General features: G+C 64.7%; 16 protein-coding genes. 8 read left to right on the plus strand and 8 right to left on the minus strand.

What is annotated here, in order from left to right; genetic code table 11:
- Positions 1 to 259 precede the first annotated feature (259 nt).
- The 3 genes from ACLBWX_RS01945 (at position 260) to ACLBWX_RS01955 (ending at position 3,429) form a co-directional block, all read left to right on the plus strand.
- Positions 260 to 1,153, plus strand: a complete 894-nt coding sequence (locus ACLBWX_RS01945; RefSeq protein ID WP_447675405.1) for a hypothetical protein — start codon at positions 260 to 262, stop codon at positions 1,151 to 1,153.
- Positions 1,154 to 1,505: 352 nt separating this feature from the next.
- Positions 1,506 to 2,279, plus strand: a complete 774-nt coding sequence (locus ACLBWX_RS01950; protein ID WP_447675406.1) for a methyltransferase, TIGR04325 family — start codon at positions 1,506 to 1,508, stop codon at positions 2,277 to 2,279.
- Positions 2,280 to 2,640: 361 nt separating this feature from the next.
- Positions 2,641 to 3,429 (plus strand): LuxR C-terminal-related transcriptional regulator, encoded by a 789-nt coding sequence (locus tag ACLBWX_RS01955; RefSeq protein ID WP_447675407.1) that lies wholly within the window; start codon positions 2,641 to 2,643, stop codon positions 3,427 to 3,429.
- Positions 3,430 to 3,946: 517 nt separating this feature from the next.
- On the opposite strand, the gene ACLBWX_RS01960 is transcribed toward ACLBWX_RS01955, so the two are convergent.
- A complete protein-coding gene (locus tag ACLBWX_RS01960) occupies positions 3,947 to 5,209 on the minus strand; it encodes a glycosyltransferase (RefSeq protein ID WP_447675408.1) in 1,263 nt (420 codons plus the stop codon).
- 766 nt (positions 5,210 to 5,975) lie between these two features.
- Between ACLBWX_RS01960 and ACLBWX_RS01965 the strand changes: the two genes are divergently transcribed.
- The gene (locus tag ACLBWX_RS01965; protein WP_447675409.1) at positions 5,976 to 7,256 is read left to right on the plus strand and encodes a polysaccharide biosynthesis/export family protein; all 1,281 of its coding nucleotides are present in this window, start codon (positions 5,976 to 5,978) and stop codon (positions 7,254 to 7,256) included.
- Between the two features lie 168 nt (positions 7,257 to 7,424).
- Here ACLBWX_RS01965 and ACLBWX_RS01970 read toward each other — a convergent pair whose 3' ends face one another.
- Positions 7,425 to 7,577 (minus strand): hypothetical protein, encoded by a 153-nt coding sequence (locus ACLBWX_RS01970; RefSeq protein ID WP_447675410.1) that lies wholly within the window; start codon positions 7,575 to 7,577, stop codon positions 7,425 to 7,427.
- A 437-nt stretch (positions 7,578 to 8,014) separates the two neighbouring features.
- On the opposite strand from ACLBWX_RS01970, the gene ACLBWX_RS01975 reads away from it, so the two are divergent.
- Together ACLBWX_RS01975 and ACLBWX_RS01980 are read left to right on the plus strand one after the other, a co-directional pair.
- Positions 8,015 to 8,263 (plus strand): hypothetical protein, encoded by a 249-nt coding sequence (locus ACLBWX_RS01975; protein ID WP_447675411.1) that lies wholly within the window; start codon positions 8,015 to 8,017, stop codon positions 8,261 to 8,263.
- Between the two features lie 228 nt (positions 8,264 to 8,491).
- A complete protein-coding gene (locus ACLBWX_RS01980; RefSeq protein ID WP_447675412.1) occupies positions 8,492 to 8,737 on the plus strand; it encodes a hypothetical protein in 246 nt (81 codons plus the stop codon).
- Positions 8,738 to 8,844: 107 nt separating this feature from the next.
- Here ACLBWX_RS01980 and ACLBWX_RS01985 read toward each other — a convergent pair whose 3' ends face one another.
- Entirely contained in the window at positions 8,845 to 9,036 is a 192-nt protein-coding gene (locus ACLBWX_RS01985; RefSeq protein ID WP_447675413.1) for a hypothetical protein, read from the minus strand.
- A gap of 84 nt (positions 9,037 to 9,120) precedes the next feature.
- Entirely contained in the window at positions 9,121 to 9,312 is a 192-nt protein-coding gene (locus tag ACLBWX_RS01990) for a hypothetical protein (protein ID WP_447675414.1), read from the minus strand.
- A 610-nt stretch (positions 9,313 to 9,922) separates the two neighbouring features.
- On the opposite strand from ACLBWX_RS01990, the gene ACLBWX_RS01995 reads away from it, so the two are divergent.
- Positions 9,923 to 10,189, plus strand: coding sequence for a hypothetical protein (locus ACLBWX_RS01995; RefSeq protein ID WP_447675415.1), 267 nt, complete (start codon positions 9,923 to 9,925; stop codon positions 10,187 to 10,189).
- A gap of 392 nt (positions 10,190 to 10,581) precedes the next feature.
- Here ACLBWX_RS01995 and ACLBWX_RS02000 read toward each other — a convergent pair whose 3' ends face one another.
- Together ACLBWX_RS02000 and ACLBWX_RS02005 are read right to left on the minus strand one after the other, a co-directional pair.
- A complete protein-coding gene (locus tag ACLBWX_RS02000; protein WP_447675416.1) occupies positions 10,582 to 11,904 on the minus strand; it encodes an MFS transporter in 1,323 nt (440 codons plus the stop codon).
- A gap of 224 nt (positions 11,905 to 12,128) precedes the next feature.
- Entirely contained in the window at positions 12,129 to 12,686 is a 558-nt protein-coding gene (locus tag ACLBWX_RS02005) for a metallophosphoesterase (RefSeq protein WP_447675417.1), read from the minus strand.
- Positions 12,687 to 12,926: 240 nt separating this feature from the next.
- Between ACLBWX_RS02005 and ACLBWX_RS02010 the strand changes: the two genes are divergently transcribed.
- Complete coding sequence (locus tag ACLBWX_RS02010) at positions 12,927 to 13,379, plus strand: anaerobic typically selenocysteine-containing protein (RefSeq protein ID WP_447675418.1); 453 nt, start codon at positions 12,927 to 12,929, stop codon at positions 13,377 to 13,379.
- A gap of 187 nt (positions 13,380 to 13,566) precedes the next feature.
- Here the strand turns inward: ACLBWX_RS02010 and ACLBWX_RS02015 are convergent, their stop codons facing one another.
- Positions 13,567 to 13,845, minus strand: a complete 279-nt coding sequence (locus ACLBWX_RS02015; RefSeq protein ID WP_447675419.1) for an adenylosuccinate synthase — start codon at positions 13,843 to 13,845, stop codon at positions 13,567 to 13,569.
- Positions 13,846 to 14,192: 347 nt separating this feature from the next.
- A partial coding sequence (locus tag ACLBWX_RS02020) for an IS481 family transposase (protein WP_447675420.1) occupies positions 14,193 to 15,128 on the minus strand: 936 nt, incomplete at its 5' end.

Genomic DNA, 15,128 nt, shown 5'->3' on the forward strand with positions numbered 1-15,128 from the left:
CCTACGCCTTTTGAGCGGTCCTTTGCCCTTTTAAACAGGAAAGACCGGGCCGGAAACTGGATAAGATCCGATTTCACAACGTCAGATTGATCCGAAAGTTCGGGCCGTGATGTCATTCATGAGATCCATCCGTCGGACTGCGGCACATTCAGTCTTGAATCTCTTCCTCCTGACTTCGAGTCTCCACGCCGAGGTCCTCTGGGGAGTCAACGGGCATCCACTCGTTTCTTATCCGGGCGTCACGTTCGATGAGCAGCTGGTGATCCTGAACGACCTGGGTGCCAAGTCGTACCGGGTCGACGTGACGAGCCTCGACAAGGCCGATCAGCTCGCGGCGCTCATCGCGGCCGCGAAGCGACGCGCGATCACGATCCTGCCCATTCTGGTTCCGCCCGTCTCCCTCTCGGCGGAGTCCGAACAGGAACTCTACCGGAAGAGCTTCGAATTCGCCGAAACGTTCGTGCGAAGGTTCGGCCACGACATCCCGGTCTGGGAGCTCGGCAACGAACTCGAGAACCACGCGATCATCCAGCCTTGCGAGCGTCGTGACGACGGGACGCAATATCCCTGCGAGTGGGGTCCCGCCGGCGGGTGGGGACCGCTCGAATACTATGGACCGCGCTATCTCAAGGTCGCGGCCGTGCTGCGCGGTCTCTCCGAAGGCGCGCGCTCCGCCGATCCGGGCGCCGTCCGCGCGATCGGGTCGGCCGGCTGGGGGCACGTGGGCATCTTCGAGCGCCTGAACAGGGACGGCATTCAGTGGGAGATCTCCGTCTGGCATCACTACGACGGTGATCCCGAACCGGCCTTGAAGGTCCTGGCGACCTATGGACGGCCTGTCTGGGTGACCGAATTCAACCATGCCTACGGCAGCAAACGCGACGGCGAGGATGGTCAGGCGAGCGGCCTCGTGTGTCAGATGCGCCGCTTTCTCGATCTCGCGCAGACCTATCGCATCGAGGGGGCGTTCATCTACGAATTGCTGGACGAAGCATACTGGGCGCCCGGCGACGAGGCTTACATGGGCCTGGTGCGCATGACCAAGAACGGCAACGGCAAGTGGGCTCTGGGCGGAACCAAGGCCGCCTTCACCGCCGCGAAGCGGGTAATGGCCGACGGCGGCCAGAAACGGACGGATACCTGCTCGCGCTAGCCCGACAGTAGCCGTGGAAACGGACGGCCGCGGGACACCGGTTCGCGGCCAAGGCGGGGTGGAGGTCGGTTTTTGGTTGCCCCCTCTTCGGTCGAGGCGAGGAACCTGCGCCCGTCGGCTCTCGCGACGAACGAGGCCGCCGGCGCGTCCAAGAAGTGGGATGGACGCTGCGGCACGCGGGGGCGCTGCGACCTGCCTCGACGAACGGCCCTCACGACTCGGGGACCTCCCCGAATGGCGTAGCGCCATTCACGCAAAGGACGGATCGACTTCCGCCGGTACGCGAGCAGAGCTGTCATGGTCAGAGGGCGGGATCGGGACCCGCTCCGCCCGGAACGAAAGTCATCGTCACATGAGCATCTGGTCGACGCCCGGGCTGAAGCAGATCCGCCAATCCGCTCTCCTGAATACCCGCTTTCGCATCGGCTACGGCGCATATTGGGGTTGCTTTCCGAGCCGCTCCGCTGCCGAGAATTTTCTGTCGAGGCCAAAGCGAGCGACTTACGATAGCGATCGCGTCGTAAGCATCAACCTTGAAACCTTCCAGGCCGTACACCCCTTCGACTGGCCGGTGATGTTCTTCCTTCAGAAATTCCATCACGAACGGCAGCTCAGGGTCGTCACGGATTTCGGCGGACATGTCGGGGCCAAGTATCACGCCTATCGGAATGCCATGCCGCTTCCGCCCGGCATCGCGTGGCAGGTCGTGGACGTCCCTGCGATCTGCCGAGAGGGGCGGCGCAGGATGCGGCCGGACGACGTCGGCCTGAGCTACCACGAGAGCCTCGACACCGCGGCGGACTGCGATGTCCTCCTGTGCTCGGGGTCGTTGCAATATTCGGATGGATTTGTCGATCAGATCGTCGGGGACATGCGTACCGCCCCTCGGATGATCATCATCAACAAGGTCTCCGTTTCGGAACAGGATTTCTACACTCTCGAATCCTTCGACCGTGAGCGCATGCCGCATCGCGTGGTGACGGAAGGGTACCTCACGAAGGTTCGAGAAGGTCTCGGTTATGAAGAGTTGAACCAATGGGACATTCCGGGCCGCCGCTTCAAGATCCCACATCAGACCGGTGAATTGAGAGCGGGCATGATCGGCCAGGCCTGGATCCGGGCCTGAGCGCAAGCCATCCACAGGATCCTTGCCGCCTCGTTCAGGCGGGACGCGCCGGCTGCCCGTCCAACATGAGCAGCGAGAGAAGTGAGAGCAGCAACCATCTCTCGTCCCGAGATCAGCCGCAATCGAAGGCATGTGCTGCGCGAGTCGCGAAAGGCCGATCCCCAGAAAATCGCTCGCCTCCCCCCGCCCGGATTCTGAGACAACAGTCGATTCGATCCCCGTAACCCCAAAGTGGTAGGGGTGGCCACTTCCTCCTAAGAAGTTAATGAAGTATTAAGATCCCCACTGGCGCTCGAAAATCCAAAACGTCGGAAAACTACGCACTTGATAAATGCGAAGAACAACAGAGGGACTTTGAGTCATGTACGTCCTTAATGGATCGCGCTCGACCATTCAGAAAGCGGCGGTACAGACTCAAGAACACTTGGACAGTGAGACGACTATAGAGATCAGCAGCGTCGCGGTCGACGGTACGATAATCCTCATCGAACCCAGACATTTCATTCGCGAATGCTTCGTCAAAGGCGTCGAGTCGTTCTCAACTTTTAAGGTCTCGCCTCACGCGACGGTTGAAGACTGGATATCCAGCGGAGCCGGAAAATCTGCGGCGGTCCTCATGCTTTCGGGCGGGGGGCGCAGCCGCCAGGACGTGCTCTCGGACTTCGATATCCTGGCGAAAGCTGGAAACACGCTACCGATCATGGTGCTCGCCGAACAGGACAACATCGAGTGCATCCTGGAGATGCTCGGCAAGGGTGTCCGCGGCTACGTTCCCCTGAACCTTCCGATTCGCGTGGCGGTCGAGGCTATCCGCCTCGTCAAGGCCGGCGGAACGTACGTGCCGGCTCACAGCCTCGTCGCTGCCCGGGCTCCCGTGAAGCCGCCTTCCCTGGCACTGCATGTCGGCGACGCGATCTTCACCCACCGCCAAGCGGCCGTCCTCGACGCGCTTCGCAGCGGCAAGGCAAACAAGGTGATCGCCTACGAACTTAGCATGCAGGAAAGCACTGTCAAAGTTCACGTGCGGAACATCATGCGCAAGCTCAAAGCAAAGAACCGGACCGAGGTTGCGGTCCTCATCAACGCGTTCCGCCACGACGCGAGGCCTCATGGCCCGTCGGAATGGAACCGGGACGTCCATGCCATGTGATTACAGGGTCTGTGTGGCGGTGCCCGGTCGGGAGCGTCGCGGACGTAGGACGATCCCGCACACCGCTCCCGGAAACGCCGCTTCATAGGGATGCGTCCGTCCGAAACGGCCGGTACCGCTGGTGGCGGGTAGCCCGAAGCAACGACTGAGTCCCGTCGGGCAGCCACGGAGCCGCGGTCGGACCGAAGCCTCTCGACGCCGCTTGGTGCGCGCGGCACGGCATACCGGTCCCCGCCGGTGATCATGGACGGTGTCACCGGCCCGGTCGCAATCACGCTCGTCGAGCAATCCCGCCAGACGACCCGCCTCTGCGGGCTCTCCAGTCCCCGGCGCCTCGCGACCGCCCGGCCCGTCGCTTCCGTCCCACGCGGGGCCGATGCTTCGCGACGCCCCAGGCCTCTCCGATCTTGGACGAGAGCGCCTCGGACCCCGTCTTCCGCCGCAGAGCCCAGCTTCGACCGAAACCGCGGACAGACGGCACTCGCCCGGACACACGGTCCGGGCGGCCGACGGGGGCTCAGATCGACGCTCGTTGCTCCAGCACGTCGGCGAAGGCCGCAGCGATCTCCGCATCGAAGCGCTGAACGGAGAAGCGCTGCGCGTTCAGGCGGCAGTTCTCTGCCCGGATCTCGTGCCTGCGTTCGTCGAAACGTTCGACCGCAGCCTGGATGTCCCCCGTAGTCTGCTGCCGGAAGAGAATTCCCGTGGGTTGCCGGTCCTTGCCGAGGGGCCGCACGATATCGACGGCCCCCCCGCGCGCGAATGCGATGACAGGCGTGCCGGCCGCCTGCGCCTCGGCGAGCGCGATCCCGAAATCCTCGCATCCGGCGAAGATCAGTGCCTTCGCCCGCGCGACGGTTTCCAGGTAATCCTGCCGCGGCAGATATCCCGTATAGGTGATGTTGGGTGCGGACATGGCGCGCAGCTTCTTGGATTGCTGGCCTTCGCCGACCACGACGAGGCGCCTGTGCGGCATCGCCCGGAAGGCGTCCACGACGAGATCCGTGCGCTTGTACGGCGCGAGGAAGGACGCGGTGACGTAATAGTCGTCCTTCTCCCGTCCGTAGACCGATTCGTTCAGATCGACGGGCGGATGAACGACCCGCGCATCGCGACCGTAGACTTGACGAATGCGCCGCCTGACGAACTCCGAATTTGCGAGCATCATGTCCGGCCCGTTCGCCGTGCGGGTATCCCAGGTCCGTAGATGATGAAGCATCATGCGGTAAAGCAGGCCCTTCGGCCCGAAACCCAGCTTCGCCTCGTTGAGGTAGGAGAACTGTTCGTCCCACGCGTAGCGCGCCGGGCTGTGCACGTAGCAGAGATGCGGCTGATCGGGATGGGTGATGACGCCACGGGCAAAGGCCGCAGACGACGAGATCACGGCGTCGTAGCCTGTCACGTCGAATTGCTCGATCAAGAACGGACAGGCGAAGAACAGAGATCGATAGTATTTCTTGATGAACGGCAGGCTGTTGGCCGGAGACGTATGAAACTTTTTATTCGGAAAGAACTCGTCCTTGACGGAATCCTCAAGGAAATCGAACAGCGTGTAGACATCGTTCTTTGGAAAGATGCGGCAGAGAGCGGCCAGCACCCGTTCCCCCCCGCGGAACGAAGGACACCAGTCATGCACGACGGCCACCGACAGATCGGACACCTGACGGGCCTCGACACCAGCGTCCCATGTCTCCGGCTTCGGGACAACCGAGAACGATGGAGCGGCGGAGGCGGCCAGGGTCGCGAGGGCCGCCGGATGGCTGAGAATCTGGCTGGACATTCGGAACGGGTTCTTCCGGTTTGATGGCCTGAGCCGCATTGTGCTCAGCGTCCCCGGACCTCACCATGAATTCAAAGTGCGGTCGGGACAGATCATCGGATGAAATCAGGCGTCGATCGACGGGGGCCTACGCCGTTCTATTGTGCCGCCTACCTCTTTTGGTACCCAGAGAAGCCTGGAACGACATTGGAACGTGGCTCGTAGCCCTCTGCTTCTCGGAAGACGGGGCATGGACAGGCGATGACGGCCCAAGCGCCTCGTGAGCCGAGTTTACATCGCGGGGGTTCGAGCATTCGCGCCTGTACAAGTTGGCGCGACTGCTACCGGGACTGAAAACGACCTGATGCTACGCCTTTCGGACAGGGCGAGACCGATCGATCGCCCGAAAAGCGGTGGTTCCTCCGCATCCGCTTACGACTATCCTCGGGTCCGCAGGATTTCGTGAGCGAGACGACATGATGGGTGCAAATCCTGGTGGGCGCGGGTCCAGGCTCTGCCCAAGCCAATACAGGCGCTGCGAAGATTTCGAGCGTTCTGGCGCGGACGTGCGGCAGGGTGGCTCCATTGGCCTGCCGACGGGTCGGGGGCCGGCTCGGCAGGGGCATCCTACGACCGCTCGCGCGAAGGCGTTTAATTGAACGGCTCGTCATGGGCAGCTCGATGCTCGTGGAGACCGTCGTCCCATAATCGTCGCCGCTGCGCTTCGATGCTCGAGCAAGCGAGAGGTTCCATGCAAACTCACTCCCCTTTCCTGCGCGGATCCTTCTTGGCTGCCATCGCTTTCGTTGTGGCGTGCCCCGCGGCTGCGGACGAGTACCGCCTCGCTCCGCAGGACAAGATCAGGGTCAAGGCCTTCGAGTGGCGCCCGTCGCGCGATGAAATCTACGAATGGGAGTCGCTGAACGACGAGTACAACGTCGGCCCAAGCGGAACGATCATGCTCCCCCTCGTCGGCCAGTTGGAGGCGGATGGGACGACAACCAACGAGTTGTCAGCCAGGATCTCGGAGCAACTGAAGCGCAACCTCGGACTGAAGAGTCAGCCTGACGTCTCGGTCGAGATCATCCAGTACCGCCCGTTCTACGTCACTGGTCAGGTCATGAAGTCCGGTGATTACCCCTACAGGCCGGGACTCACGGTCCTGCAGGCAGTAGCGATCGCGGGCGGCGTGCTGCAGTCCCGCGACCTCGGACCCCTGCGGCTGGAACGCGAGATGATCACCTCGGAAGGCGACCTGCGCCTTCAGTTCGTCGAGTGGCTGACCTTGTCGATCCGCCGATCGCGCCTGGAGGCCGAACTCAGCGGCAGCAAGACCTTCCAGCCGCCGGCGAATCTGGAGCGTCATCGCTCGGACAGCGCCTTCACGACGGCCCTGCGACAGGAGCAGGCGATCTTCTCGGCCCGTCGAGAGGCTTTCGACACGCAGACGGCAGCACTCGTGCAGTTGCGGGCGCATGTCGAAAAAGAGATTGAATCTCTCAAGGAGCAGTTGGTCCTCGAGGACAAGCAGATCTCGCTGATCAAGCGCGAGCTTCAGACCCTGATCACCTTGGTCGACAAGGGCCTCGCCGTCACCTCGCGCCAGCTCGCGATGGAACGCTCCGTCGCCCAGAGCGAGAGCGACAAGATCAAGTTGAGCGTCAGCCTCATGAAAGGCTTCCAGGAAATCTCGAAGACCGAGATCGGATTGCTGGAGGTGCGCAACAAGCGGGCCGGCGACGTGACGACGGAGCTTCGGGAAGTTCAGGGCAAGATCGACACGGTCACGGCGAAGTATGCGACGACGCAACGGCTGCTGAACGAGTCCGAGCTGTCCGCCCCGTTGCTGCTGCAGCGGAGCCGAACCCGGCCGGTTCAGAACTACACGATCACACGCCGGACGCCGTCCGGCGGCGAGACGGTGCCGGCCATGGATACGGACATTCTCCTGCCCGGCGATACCCTGACCGTCGAACTCAAGCTGCCTGACTACAACCCGCAGCTGCGTCACGAGGCAGCCGTCCTGCCACCCACGGCAGAGGCATCCGGTCCCACGCTCGCGCGCTGAGAGTTGGATCGCGACATCGTTCTGGGAGTACGGCCCCTGTGGCCATCACGCCTGCCGCGGTCGGATCGGTCCGATCGTGGCACGGGCGCCGACCGGCGCGCGCCTCGGATCTCCTGGACCTCAGCGGCACATGGAGCGAGCCGCAGGAACGGGGTCCACGGCCGGTGTTCAGATCATCCGGAGGCAGAGCGTCACGACCAGACTGATGGCCGTCCAGAGAGCGGCACTCAGGATCAGGGCAATCGGTGCGATGTGCCAGACATGCGCGTCGGGCACCCAGCGTGCGCCTGCATCCTCCCGTGCCGCCATGATGTCGTCCATAGACAGTCCCCCGTGACGGACCGGCCCGCATTTGCCCGGACCGGGATGATCATGGAATACGGTTGACGATCCGTTAATGTCTGGTGCCGGCGCGATGGACCGGAATGCGACCGGTGCGCTGCCGGCCCGTGAAACTCGCGGCGGCGGGACGCGCCGGCGGCTCCTCGACTTCCCACGCGACCCAACTCTTCGGGCACACCCCCGGGTCGATCAACGATGCCGCGCCGTGGATCGAATCGACCGCGGTTCCGCGACAGAACGCGGATGCGGCGTCGGCTACGAGGGGTGCCGGTTGTGCGTCCATCCCGATCGATGTTCGCCCCGCTGTTCACTCGCCGCCGCGCCTCACGCGATGCCCGACCCTGTATCGGCAGGGATCATTCGGCGAGACGGCGAGGTTGACCTCCGCCGCATCCGACCGCGGTGAGGAGTGTTCCGTGTACAATCCCTTTCTCTCGACGATGATGCTCGCCCTTGAGGCTCAGAAGGTCGTCGAGCTTCGACTCGTGCGCTTGGCATGGGGCGGCCGCGAGGGCCGGGACGAGATGCAGTCCATGGTGGCCGAGAAGATCGAAGCCGCGATGGAGGCGACCGGAACCCTGATGATGGGCGGCTCGCCCGAGACCGTCATCGCCCGCTACCGCGAACATGTGGCTGCCAACACCAAGCGCCTGACCGCGGCGTAAGCGCTGCCTGACAGCCCTCGCAATCGCACCCGGCGATCACGCGGTACCCAGGCCGCCCCCTCCGGCAGGAGAGGTACCGGACGTTGCTCCGAACGCTCCAGATCGTACCGACCTCCGATTGCGCGACCACGGCCTGCGTCAACGGAACCCCGAACTCTCGGCGCCGTGAGGGCGGTTGTCGCAAGGCTGGGGGCATCCACCGGAGCCCCCCGAAAACTGGGGTGCGCGATGACCCGACACGACGATCTGAGAGCGGATGCGGCTTTCTGCAAGGCAGTGCAGGCGACGCGCGGCGTCGCGAGCGTCATGTACGGCACGGAGATGTCGAAGGAGGAAGCCGAGATGCTCGTGAGCGTTGCGCTCACGACCTTCGCCAATGCCGGTGGCCTGAGCGAAGCGAGCCTGGGCCGCCTCGCACGCTTCGCACCCGCCGAGAACGAGGCCGGGACACGGCCGGTCGGGCGACCGAACTAGCCTGCCCGCCCCGCTGCCCCTCGCCCAGTGAATCGGAAGGCCTCGAGCGGCACCGTCTCGTCAGGCCAATGCGCCCCGGTGATTCCGGGCACCGTTGTCGTTACGGCTCATTCCGATGACCGTACGAAGCAGGCATCGAACTCGTCCGGCTCATAGGCCCGCCCCGTGATGTCGCTGATGCTGACCGCATGCAGGCCGCCGGCTTCCAGGTCCCGCGCCATCTGCAAGGCGTCGTCGGGGGACGACCGCTGAAAGGAGACTTCGCTGTCGTTCTGTCGGCCGGTGACGATCAGCTGCATGGAAACTCCTTCACTTCGATGTCGGCGCATGGGTGTCACGCCTGGGCGCCCGAACATAGCGCGACGCGTATGGCTAACGTATCGTTAACGCGGGTCCATTCGTCCCGCCCGCAGGCTCGCCACCTCGTCGCGCAGCGCATCGATCTCGGCTTGGAGCGCTCCGGCATCCACGGCCATCTCGATACATTGCTCCTGCGCTTCGGCCAGTTGCAGGCGCAACTCCGTGTTCTCGACCATGAGCTCCAGCACCCGAGCCCCTACTGCTTCGCGATCCATCGAGCCCCAGCTTCAGACCTGCCCCGGCCGAACCCGGTCGGGCGCCGCCGCGCGGGAGGAACCACTCCCTGATGCGTCCGCATTCTGAGGCACGCAACGCCTTCGGCATGTGCCGGTTCAACCTCGATGCGAGCGGGACGCGCACCAGGGGCGCGTGCCGAGGCTGCGGAATCGGGCCCGAGGGGAGGCTCCCCCTCCGCGATGAGCCGGGCGAGCGCTGACATCGGGCGGACTGCACGTCGTACCGCCGATCGGCCCTCACGCAGTTTCGCGCCTTCACCCGTAGTCGGCAGAGCCCGACGATTGTCCCGCTCACGCGTGGCCGCGCCGCGGCAGGCAGGCGCACGCCCGAGCGAAACACATCGATCACGGCCGGATTCACCGACCTCGCGGACGCTGGTATATCTGTTTTTGGTACAACGATTTAGGTGATGATTTCCAGAAATTCCGTCGAAAATACCAGCAGTTGATCATCGTGTTCGAGCTTAATCCGGCTCATTATGTGTCCCTCGACACGTCGAGAATGAGATTGTCACCCCATCTTAGCTTCGGACAGAGAGAAACGAACCATTAGATCTGGTTTGTACTCTGAAGGAGCTTGTCAGTAAAAATGAAGACCCGTATCGCTGCTCTCGCCACCGCACTTGCCCTTGGCTTTGCTCCGATCTCGTCCGCGATGGCCTATGACAGCCCCTCTCGCTACACCGTGTTCTCGCCCTACGACGTCGAAACCACCGGATCGCTCGAGATGCGCAGCACCGCGCCCCTGCGGAACCCCAATAGCTGTCCGATGAGTTCGGCCGCGGAGGGTAATGCCAACCAGCAGAACTTTCCGGTCCAGCAATACGGCCAGACTTCGGGCGGAAACCGTTGCTGATGCAGAGGAAAAGGTAACCTGATGCTCTTGAAAGCCTTCTCCTACGCCATGATCGGTGCCTTCGCCGGCGGCCTCGCCTTCACGATCGCGGGTTCGGCCAACGCATTCCTGAGCCTGTAGGACCCGATCGCACGGATTGCCCTCGCGGATCCGCCCGGCCCCGGCCGCGGCGGGTCCCTCGCCGTTGCGGCATCGGACGCTACGAATGGGCTTCCGGCCCAAACCCATTTGTCCGGATCCATTCCGCCGCGGACGCCCGCACGCAGAAGACTTGACCGCCTGCCCAGACGATCGCGGCTCACGGGGTATCGTTACGGCCTTGCCGTCACCGCGGGCGTCGCCACCGCGATTCCGGTCGGAACGGACGATCTCGCGATCGCTCGGTCTGCCCGTCACGGCCGGTCTGAACTCCGTCGCGCCTCCGCCCCGAGATCCCGGCCACGGGTCTCAGGCATGAGCAGCGCCGCGACCGTACCCACGATGCTGAAGGCCACGAGGTAGTAGGCCGGGGCCAGCTTGTCGCCCGACAGGGCGATCAACTTGTTCACGACGTAGTTCGTGCTGCCGCCGAAGACCGAAACCGAGACGGCGTAGACGATGGAGAGGCCGGCGCTGCGCACCGCCCGCGGCAGGGATTCGGGGATCGCCACGATGATCGCCGCCGCGTTGATCGAGGACAGGGCCGACAGCAGGAAGGTCACGGCATAGACCGAAGGGCCGGTCGGCGCGCGCACGAGCCAGGCGAAGGCGGGCACGGTCAGAACCACGATGAGGGCGCGGGGCCAGATCATCACCACGCGCCGGCCGAACCGGTCGGCGAGCCAGCCGCCGAGGAGCGGGAAGGCGATGGAGGCGAGGCCGAGGGCGATCGGCACGGCGGTGGAGATCGTTTCGGTGAGCCCGAGGGTCGCCTGGGCGTAGACGGGCATGTTGGTGCCCACCGCGTTCGAGACGGTGGAGGCCGCGATGATGAGGAAGGTCAGGAACAGCATCCGGCCGTGCTCGCGAACCAGGCGCCGGACCACCGCGAGGGTCGAGTCGGCCGCGGCCGGGTCGGCCCGCTCGCCCGCCGTCTCGGGCAGGTGGCTGCGGATGATCAGGCCGACGGGGACGACGCCGATGCCGAGCGCGAACATCACCCGCCAGCCCCAGTTCGCCATCGCGTCATCTCCGACCGCGTAGGTCAGAGCCGAGGCGACGAGGCCGGCGATCAGCGCGGCGCAGCCCTGGCTGGCGATCTGCCAACTTGCTACGAAGCCGCGTTGCTTCGGGGGCGCGGCCTCGAGGAGGTAGGCGGTCGAGGGGCCGACCTCGCCCCCGAGGGCGAGCCCCTGTACGAGCCGGCCCACGATGACGATGCCCTGCGACCAGCCCCCCAGGGTGGCGTAGCCAGGGGCGGCCGCCAGCATCACCATGCCGATGGCCATCAGCGCGATGGTGATCAGCATGGCGGGCTTGCGCCCGGCCCGGTCCGCGAAGGCTCCGATGAGGACGCCGCCGATGGGCCGCATGACGTAACCGATGCCGAACAGGGCGAGGGAGGCGAGCAGGCTGTCGGTGGCGTTCTGCGCAGGAAAGAACGCCTCGCCGATGGGCTTCGCGAAGAAGGCGTAGATCGTGAAGTCGTAGAACTCGAGGGCGTTGCCGAGCACCACGGCGGCGACCGCCTTGCGTTCGAGGCGCGGCGCGCCCTCCGTCGTCTCGTCCGTGTGCATCGTCATATCCCCGTGTTCAGAGGCCCGGTGCCTCGAGATCGCCCTGCTGGACGGGTCGCAGCGCTCTTTCGAGGCTCGTGACAGAGGACCCTTCCCGCGCGCGAACCACGCATCTGCCTCGTGCCGCCGCCCTCGTGAACGGGAGCCGTCGGGCATCGGCGATTGCCCCTCCCCTCTCGGAAGCGTGAGCGCCCGCAGTTTCCGGGGACGCACTTTCCGCCAACTCAGCGCATGCCCCGCGCCGCCATCTCCTCGGGCGCCTGCCCGGCCGCATCCTGGCGGGCGAGGAGCGTCGCCAGGTCGACCGGGCGATAGTCGCACGCATCCGCACCGACGTCGCAGGAGCGACTCGTGTCCGGCAGGCAGGCGTGGGTGTGCCCGTACAGGTGGCGGGTCTCCCGCCAGAACCCCGGCCAGGACCGGTGCGGATAGTGCGAGAGGAAGAGCCGCCAGGCGCGTCCCTCACGATCCGGCACCGTGATGCGAACACTTTCCACGGGTGGCTCCGCCCAGGGCAATTCCAGCACGCGGTTGGTATCGTGGTTGCCGCGCACCAGGCGTTTGATGCCGTTGAGACGCGCGAAGACCGCAGCGCAATGCGCGCGGCTGGCTCCGGCCGCGAAGTCGCCGAGGTGCCAGATCTCGTCGCCCACCCCGACGACCGCATTCCACCGTGCGATCAGGGCCTCGTCGTGGTCCCCCACCGCCCCGAACGCCTGGCGCCGCCGCTGGACAAGGGGGGCATCCCCGAAATGTGTGTCGGCCGTGAAGTACGTTGCCATGCAGCCTTCGGCGTCGATGCCTCAGCGACGGGCGGATGTCGCCCGTCTTGGTGCCGCTTTCCGAGATGGCACCGCGCCCGCGCCCCTCAAGCGGACGCAATGTCGCTCGCCCCTTGCGGGCACATGCGTTGGGTTGGGCTTGCGATGAGGCAGGCTTGCGGCCACCCGCCGCGTGCAGGAACCCTGACCCGCCGCAGGCCCTTCCCAGACTGCAAACTCAGATCTGTAGAGGTCAAATCCATGCGATATGCAGTGCTCGGACTCGGTGCGTTGGTGGCCACCTCATTCGCGGGCGCGGCCTTTGCCCAGAGCAAGCCGCTGCCGCCGGCCTCGAGCGACGCGATGCCGCCCGTCGAACTCACCATCACGATGGACGGCGACAAACCCGTCTGTGCGCCGGCGGAACTGAAGCTGCCGGCCAACACGAACGTGGAGATTCACGTCGTGAGTCGGGCCGCAGAGCCCATCACCATCACAGCGCCGGGGCAGTTCGAGAACGCCAATGTGCTGCATGCCGATGGAGACCTCGTTCATGTGGCGAGCGAGAAGGGATACCTCGTCAAGCAGAACGGCAAGGGCGTCCTGCGCATTCGGACCCTGAAGGCGGGCGAGGAAACCTACGCCTGCACGAGCAACCGCAATCAAAAGGCCCCGTTCGAGGGCAAGCTCGTGCTGACCCCACCCGCAGGCTAGGCCGGTTCGGACCCGGACACCCGGGACGGATCCGCCTCGCTGCGCATCAGCGCACCGCTCCTAGCGCCGGGTCCGTCCCCGTCACCGGGATTGGAACGCTGGCGTCGGAGCCCGGGCATGTCGGGTCGAGAGGTGATTACGAGGTCCATGACGTTGCGTCGGGGCTCGGACGAGATGGCCGTGCCCGTCAGTCGTCCGTCCCGATCTCGAACGCCATGCCCCGGCCCGGGCCCTGGTCGGCATAGCCGACGAGGACGTAGCCGCGCTCGGCCAGCGCCGCGTCGAGGCTGTCCCGATGCTTGCGGAACGTCTGGCCGATCGCCAACGGCGTCAGGCGCGGATTGCTCTGTCGAAGCGAGTCCACGCCAATGTTCAGCGGCGCGCCTTCCCGATCGGCGACCCGGATCAGGGCGGAGGCCAAGTCGGCGGCCTTCGTCTCAGCCGCGGATTTCGTCTTGAATGCCATCGTCGAGCCTTTCCCTCACGCCGGCCGTCGCGTCGGGCCGACGGAATTGAGTACGGGATGCCGCACGGTGAGGACGCGGCCCCGACGTGTTCATTCTTTGTTCTAGACGGCGCCGAGCAGCGATGCACGGACGAATTGCGGATCGACCCGACAGCGGAGCCGCACGGCCGCCATTGTCTCCGACGCAAGGCGCTGCACCGCCGCTACGACGCGCGGGTATCCCCCCACCGAAAGCCGGCTCACGGAGACTGGAACGGCCTCCACCGGGCAACCAAGATTTGTTCTCGCGTTCACAAAGTCGTGCGCACCCGATATTCTATTGATCTATGATAAAAATCCGCATGATCCTAGGTGTACGGTCCCGGGATGAGGTGTGACGGATCGAGCCTGAAGCGATCGGGCTCTTTCGTCCAGGCGTTCAGGATGAACTCGGTGGGCGTCAAGCCGCGCAGCGTCTTGAGCCTGCGGGCATAGTTGTAGGCATCGATGAACAGATGCAGATGCGTTCGCAGCTGAGCATGGCTGTCGTAGTGGTAGCGTTTGACCGTCGCGTCTTTGATCGTACGGTTCATTCGTTCGACTTGCCCGTTGGTCCAAGGGTGGTTCACCTTGGTCAGACGGTGCTCGATGTTATGCTCGTCGCATACACGATCGAAGATGTGCTGACTGTCGTAGATATCCCGCTGGCGTGACGTGAACTGAATGCCGTTGTCCGTGAGCACAGTGTGGATGCGGTAAGGCACCGCTTCGATGAAGTCGCGGAGGAACTGAGCGGCTTCCATCTTGCCGGCGCTCTCGACCAGCCGCACGAAGACGAATTTGCTGGTTCGGTCGATGGCCACGAACAGCCTGAGCTTGCCCTCAGCGGTGCTGACCTCGGCGATGTCGATGTGGACGTAGCCGATGGCGTAACTCGCAAAGCGCTGCTTCTTGGGTTTGTCGCCGTCGATCTCGGGCAATCGGCTGATGCCGTGCCGTTCCAGACAGCGATGCAGCGAGGACCGGGTCAGGTGCGGGATCGTCGGTTGCAGACCATAGAGGCAGTCGTCGAGCGGGAGCAGCGTGTGCCGTCGGAAAGCGACGATGATCGCCTCCTCCTCGAGCGTGAGCACGGTGGAGCGCGGCTCTTTGGGTCCCATCCGGGCATCCGCCGTCGTCGCCCGTTTGCGCCACTTCTGCACCGTCGTCGGACTGACGCCGTAGCGCCGGGCCAGCGCCCTTACGCTCTCTTCACGTAGCTGGATCGCGCGACGGACTGCCTCCGTCGTGGTGGCGCTTCCATG

The organism is Methylobacterium sp. M6A4_1b, assembly GCF_053345175.1.

Excerpts from the sequence above, each read along its gene's own strand:
- ACLBWX_RS01980 (WP_447675412.1), top strand. The coding sequence starts at position 8,492 with ATGACCCGACACGACGATCTGAGAGCGGATGCGGCTTTCTGCAAGGCA.
- ACLBWX_RS01950 (WP_447675406.1), top strand. The coding sequence starts at position 1,506 with ATGAGCATCTGGTCGACGCCCGGGCTGAAGCAGATCCGCCAATCCGCT.
- ACLBWX_RS01970 (WP_447675410.1), bottom strand. The coding sequence starts at position 7,577 with ATGGACGACATCATGGCGGCACGGGAGGATGCAGGCGCACGCTGGGTG.
- ACLBWX_RS01955 (WP_447675407.1), top strand. The coding sequence starts at position 2,641 with ATGTACGTCCTTAATGGATCGCGCTCGACCATTCAGAAAGCGGCGGTA.
- ACLBWX_RS01990 (WP_447675414.1), bottom strand. The coding sequence starts at position 9,312 with ATGGATCGCGAAGCAGTAGGGGCTCGGGTGCTGGAGCTCATGGTCGAG.
- ACLBWX_RS02000 (WP_447675416.1), bottom strand. The coding sequence starts at position 11,904 with ATGCACACGGACGAGACGACGGAGGGCGCGCCGCGCCTCGAACGCAAG.
- ACLBWX_RS02005 (WP_447675417.1), bottom strand. The coding sequence starts at position 12,686 with ATGGCAACGTACTTCACGGCCGACACACATTTCGGGGATGCCCCCCTT.
- ACLBWX_RS02010 (WP_447675418.1), top strand. The coding sequence starts at position 12,927 with ATGCGATATGCAGTGCTCGGACTCGGTGCGTTGGTGGCCACCTCATTC.
- ACLBWX_RS01995 (WP_447675415.1), top strand. The coding sequence starts at position 9,923 with ATGAAGACCCGTATCGCTGCTCTCGCCACCGCACTTGCCCTTGGCTTT.
- ACLBWX_RS02015 (WP_447675419.1), bottom strand. The coding sequence starts at position 13,845 with ATGGCATTCAAGACGAAATCCGCGGCTGAGACGAAGGCCGCCGACTTG.
- ACLBWX_RS01960 (WP_447675408.1), bottom strand. The coding sequence starts at position 5,209 with ATGTCCAGCCAGATTCTCAGCCATCCGGCGGCCCTCGCGACCCTGGCC.
- ACLBWX_RS01985 (WP_447675413.1), bottom strand. The coding sequence starts at position 9,036 with ATGCAGCTGATCGTCACCGGCCGACAGAACGACAGCGAAGTCTCCTTT.